The sequence below is a fragment of the Streptomyces thermovulgaris genome, assembly GCF_002155915.1.
Classification (GTDB): domain Bacteria; phylum Actinomycetota; class Actinomycetes; order Streptomycetales; family Streptomycetaceae; genus Streptomyces; species Streptomyces thermovulgaris.
The window spans coordinates 1-5,146 of sequence record NZ_MUME01000503.1; the positions used below are offsets into that span (position 1 = coordinate 1).

Below are 5,146 nucleotides of genomic sequence, written 5' to 3' on the forward strand. Positions count from 1 at the left end.
CCGGTGCCGGTGAGGGTGCCGGCGCCGTGGAGAAGAGGGTGCGTCAGGAGACGCGCGGTCAGTTCGCGGGCCCGGCCGGCGGCCTCGGGACGGCCGTGGTCGCGCGCCCAGGCCGCGAGCAGGCGTCCGGTGCTCGCCAGCGCGGAGGCAGCGTTGCCCCGCAGCAGGCCCGGTGCGAGACGGTGGCGGGCACGCAGGGCCGCCGCCAGGGGTTCGAGGTGGCCGTGCAGGACGACGTCCGCGACCGTGGACGCGTCCGCCGGGCGGGCGCGCACCTCGGTGAGCCACAGGTCCTCGGGGGCCTGGGCGGCCGGGTCCCAGTGGAGCAGGCGCGGGTCCAGGTCGGGGATCCGGCCGTACAGCGCGGCGCAGCCGAGCGCGGCCGACCAGAGCCGGGCGGCGAGCGCCTGGTGGGCGACCGAGGCGGCGACCCGGGGTTCGGGGGCGCGGATGCCGCGGGCGACCGCGCGGACCCGTGCGTCCAGAGGACGGCTGTCGTGCGGACCGGCGGCGGGCTGCGCGTACACCTGGGCGAGGGTGGGCAGCCGCCCGTGGGGCGGGGCGCCCGTGCGCAGGACGAAGAAGCCCCCGAGGGGGCGCAGGGCGGCGAGGCCGGGGGCGAGGTCCACGAGAGCAGTAGTAGCAGGGCCCTCGGGGAACCTCCCCGGCGGGTCCCCGGAGGCCCTGGGGAGGGGATCCGTCTTGCGCCGCCCGTCCGGAGGAGGAGTGCGGGCCGCCGCGTACTCCGTCGGATGGACGGCCGATGACCGCTCGGGGACGACGACGGCGGGCGTCCGGCACGGCAGGGTGTCGGGGCATGGAGGTCGTCCGTTCGTCGCGCCGGGTCCCCCGCTTCCACCGCTCCCGCCTCGCGCGCGGGAGCATGTGCGGGAGCGGCTCATGAGCGCCCTCGCCCTGTCCGTGCTGTTGTCGCTCGTGTCCGCCGTCGCCTACGCCGGGGGTGCGATCGTGCAGGAGCGGGTCGCGGCCTTCTGTCCCGGCGAGCACCGCGCGCCGCCGCGCCGGCCCCTGTGGTGGGCGGCGGTGGCGCTGAACGGCCTCGGCGGGCTGCTGCACGTGGTGGCCCTGGCGTACGGCCCGCTCAGTGCGGTCCAGCCGCTGGGCACCCTGACCGTGGTGTTCGTGCTGCCCATGGCGGCGTTGTTCACCGGCCGCCGGGCGGGGGCCGCCGCCTGGCGGGGCGCGCTCATGGCGACGACGGGGCTGGCGGGTCTGCTGGCCCTGGTGGGCACCTCCGACGCGCGGTCGCTGAGCGCCGCGCAGCGCGGGCTGCTGGCCCTGGTGACCGGTGGTGCGCTCGTGGCGCTGACGGTCGCGGGCCGGGCGGCGCACCGGCATCCGGTGGTGCGCAGCGTGCTGTTCGCCACCGGCTCCGGCACGGCCTTCGGGATCTCCTCGGTGTTCACCAAGACGGTCACGGCCGGCTGGAGGGGCGGCGTCGCGGTGGCGGAGCTGCCGTCCCTGGCCGCGATCGGGGTCCTGGCCACGGCCGGGATGCTGCTGTCGCAGGCGTCGTACCGGGACGGGGGCCTGGCGGCGCCGCTGGCCACGCTGACGGTGGTGAACCCGGTGGTGGCGGCCGCGGTCGGTCTCACGATGTGCGGGGAGACCTTCCGCCACGGCACCCTGGGCACCGCGTTCGCGCTGGGCTGCGGCGTGGTGGCGGCGGGCGGGCTGATCCTGCTGACGACCGAGCGGATCGGGTCCACGGCGCCGGCGCCCGTGGCGGGACCGCCGCCGGCCGGGCGGACCGGGGCGGTGCCGCCGCAGCGGGAGCGGGCCACCGTGCGGGACGAACCGCCGCTCGTCGCCGGCGGTCGTACGGCGGCCCGTGACCGCGTGTCTCCCTGCGTTCCGGCGCCCGCCCGGGCCGGTGCCGCTTGCGTGCCGGAGCGCGTCAGAGCGTGACGCCCCCGGCCCGGAGGTAGGCGACCGGGTCGACGTCCGTGCCGAAGCCGGGGCCCGTCCGCACCTCGAAGTGCAGGTGCGGGCCGGTGACGTTGCCCGTGGCCCCCGAGCGGCCGATGCGGCTTCCGGCGGCGACGGTCTGCCCGGGCCGTACGGAGATCGCCGACAGGTGCCCGTACTGGGAGTAGCGGCCGTCGTGGTGGCGGATCACCACCTGGTAGCCGTAGGAGCCGCCCCAGCCGGCGCTGACGACCCGTCCGGCGGCGACCGCCCTCACGGAGGTGCCGGTGGGGACCGCGAAGTCGACTCCGGTGTGGTAGCCCTTCGACCAGTGGGGGCCGGTGGCGCGGTAGGCCGTGCCGACGGGGGCGCTGACGGGAGCGACGAGGGTCCGCGAGGCCGGGCGCTGCCGGGTGGCCCTCGTACCGGCGGTGGACCCGGTCTTCCCGGCGGGGCGGGTCGTGGCCTTCTGCCGTGCCTTCTGTTTCGGCTGCGCCTTCTGCTTCGTCTCCGGTGCGGAGGCGGCGCGCAGCGAGAGCCGCTGCCCCGGCAGGATGAGGTCGGGGTCGTCGCCGATGGTCGTGCGGTTGGCGGCGTACAACTGCTGCCAGCCGCCGGGGACATCGCGTTTCTCGGCGATGCCGGAGAGAGTGTCGCCGGGGACCACCGTGTACATCTTGGCGGTACCGGCGCGCGCCTGGGGCGCGGTCTGCGGCCGTACGTCGACGGGGCGGCCGGTGCGCCGGCCGTCGCGGTCGGCACGGCTGTCGGAGCGGGCGTCGGGACGGATGTCGGGGGTGCCGCCGCCACGGGTCAGCCCGGCTCGTGCCGAGCACACCGGCCAGGCCCGGGGTCCCTGCCCCTCGAGGACCTTCTCCGCGACGGCGATCTGCTGGTCGCGGGTGGCCAGGTCCGCGCGGGGCGCGTACCGCGTTCCGCCGTACTCCTCCCAGGTGGACTGGGTGAACTGCAGGCCGCCGTAGTAACCGTTGCCGGTGTTGATGTTCCAGTTGCCGCTGGACTCACAGGCGGCGACCCGGTTCCAGGTGGAGACGTCGGCGGCGTCGGCGGCCGAGGCGCCGACGAGCGGAAGAGCCATTCCGGCGCTGCCCGCCGTGACGGTGAGCGAGGCGCGATTGATCCTGTTCGGCTGGTACCGGCGGTGCCGGCCGCGTGCGGCCATGTCTGATGCCCTCTCGCCAAGCGTCAGGAGCGGCGAAGGTAACCGCTGCGAACAAGCCGCCACAAGACGGCCGTCGGTCGCTTCGCCACCCCAAGTGGCCGATAACCGACCCCGGTTGGCCGGATCGGCCACGGACACGCCGGGGCGTGGACTTCCGCCGTACGGAATGAGCCGCAGGAGATCCGCATGCGTAATGAAGCATGCCGGGTCCGGATGTGCGGGTGCCGTACCGGCACGTCAGGATGGCTGTGTGGACACGAGCGGCGATACTGGCGGGCACGGACGGCGACGCGATCGGCATCGCCGGCGGCGGGACACCGGCGTTCCACCTGATGTTTCACCCGATTTCTGAGGAGCAGGCGGTATGAGCACTACAGCCCAGATCGGCGTCACCGGACTCGCGGTCATGGGCCGCAACCTCGCCCGCAACTTCGCACGCAACGGCTACACGGTCGCGCTGCACAACCGGACGGCGTCCCGCACGCACGCCCTGGTCGAGGAGTTCGGGCACGAGGGCGACTTCATCGCGACCGAGACCGCCAAGGAGTTCGTGGCGGCACTGGAACGGCCGCGCCGCCTGGTCATCATGGTGAAGGCCGGTGAGCCGACCGATGCGGTGATCCAGGAGTTCGCGCCGCTGCTGGAGCCCGGCGACATGATCATCGACGGCGGCAACGCGCACTTCGCGGACACCCGGCGCCGGGAGCGGGAGCTGCGCGAGCAGGGCATTCACTTCGTGGGCACGGGCATCTCCGGCGGTGAGGAGGGCGCCCTGCACGGGCCGAGCATCATGCCGGGCGGCTCGAAGGAGTCGTACGAGTCCCTCGGCCCGATGCTGGAGAAGATCTCCGCGAAGGCGGCGGACGGCACGCCGTGCGTCACGCATGTGGGCCCGGACGGCGCGGGTCACTTCGTGAAGATGGTGCACAACGGCATCGAGTACGCCGACATGCAGCTGATCGGTGAGGCGTACCAGCTGCTGCGCGACGTCGCCGGCTACTCCCCGGCGCAGATCGCGGAGATCTTCCGCACCTGGAACAGGGGCCGTCTGGACTCGTACCTGATCGAGATCACGGCGGAGGTCCTGTCCCACGTGGACGCGGCGACCGGCAAGCCGTTCGTGGACGTGGTGGTGGACCAGGCCGAGCAGAAGGGCACGGGCCGCTGGACGGTGCAGATCGCCCTCGACCTGGGGGTGCCGGTGTCGGGCATCGCGGAGGCGGTCTTCGCGCGCTCCCTGTCCGGGCACACGGCTCTGCGGGAGGCCTCGCGGGGCCTGGCGGGCCCGAAGGCGTCGCCGCTGCCGGAGTCCGAGGCGGGGGCCTTCGCGGACCGGGTGGAGCAGGCGCTGTACGCCTCGAAGATCGTGTCGTACACGCAGGGCTTCCACGAGATCGCCGCCGGCAGCGCGGAGTACGGCTGGGACATCGACCTCGGCGCGGTCTCCGCCATCTGGCGCGGCGGCTGCATCATCCGCGCGGCCTTCCTGGACCGGATCCGTGCCGCCTACGACGCCCGCCCGGACCTGCCGAGCCTGCTGTCCGACGAGACCTTCGCCCAGGAGATCGCGGCGGCCCAGGACGACTGGCGCGAGGTGCTGGTGGCGGCGACGCGGCAGGGGGTGCCCACCCCCGGCTTCGCGGCCGCGCTGGCCTACTACGACGCCCTGCGCGCCGAGCGCCTTCCGGCCGCGCTGACGCAGGGGCAGCGGGACTTCTTCGGGGCGCACACCTACCGGCGGGTGGACCGGGAGGGCTCCTTCCACACGCTGTGGGGCGGTGACCGCTCCGAGGTCACGGCGTAGGTCCGCACCGGCCGGCCCGCACGACCGGTGCGCACGGCCGGTTCGCACGAGAGGACACAAGAAGACGGTGGGCGGCTCGGTGCCGCCCACCGTCGGCGTGTACGGGGGATGCGTACGCCCTTGTGGGGTGAGGGCCGGGGTCAGGTCAGGGGCGGCCCCGGCTCGGGATCCGGGACCGGCTCCGGGCCCGGAGGGACCGGGGATGGGGAGGGTTCGTGTCTCTTATACAC

Annotated in this window: 4 protein-coding genes; 2 read left to right on the plus strand and 2 right to left on the minus strand. The window is 74.6% G+C overall.

Going from position 1 to position 5,146, the window contains the following annotated elements; all coding sequences use genetic code 11:
• On the minus strand, positions 1 to 629 hold a 629-nt coding region (locus CCN35_RS26835; protein ID WP_107501108.1), incomplete at its 3' end, for a hypothetical protein.
• A 271-nt stretch (positions 630 to 900) separates the two neighbouring features.
• Between CCN35_RS26835 and CCN35_RS26840 the strand changes: the two genes are divergently transcribed.
• Complete coding sequence (locus CCN35_RS26840) at positions 901 to 1,929, plus strand: DMT family transporter (protein WP_245863535.1); 1,029 nt, start codon at positions 901 to 903, stop codon at positions 1,927 to 1,929.
• Here CCN35_RS26840 and CCN35_RS26845 read toward each other — a convergent pair.
• Positions 1,919 to 3,112, minus strand: coding sequence for a transglycosylase family protein (locus CCN35_RS26845; protein WP_067388491.1), 1,194 nt, complete (start codon positions 3,110 to 3,112; stop codon positions 1,919 to 1,921). The two genes, CCN35_RS26840 and CCN35_RS26845, sit on opposite strands and share 11 nt — an antisense overlap.
• Before the next feature lie 364 nt (positions 3,113 to 3,476).
• Here CCN35_RS26845 and gndA point away from each other — a divergent pair, with 364 nt between their 5' ends.
• Complete coding sequence (gndA, locus tag CCN35_RS26850) at positions 3,477 to 4,916, plus strand: NADP-dependent phosphogluconate dehydrogenase (protein WP_067388489.1); 1,440 nt, start codon at positions 3,477 to 3,479, stop codon at positions 4,914 to 4,916.
• Positions 4,917 to 5,146: the final 230 nt, after the last annotated feature.

Excerpts from the sequence above, each read along its gene's own strand:
- CCN35_RS26840 (WP_245863535.1), top strand. The coding sequence starts at position 901 with ATGAGCGCCCTCGCCCTGTCCGTGCTGTTGTCGCTCGTGTCCGCCGTC.
- CCN35_RS26845 (WP_067388491.1), bottom strand. The coding sequence starts at position 3,112 with ATGGCCGCACGCGGCCGGCACCGCCGGTACCAGCCGAACAGGATCAAT.
- gndA (WP_067388489.1), top strand. The coding sequence starts at position 3,477 with ATGAGCACTACAGCCCAGATCGGCGTCACCGGACTCGCGGTCATGGGC.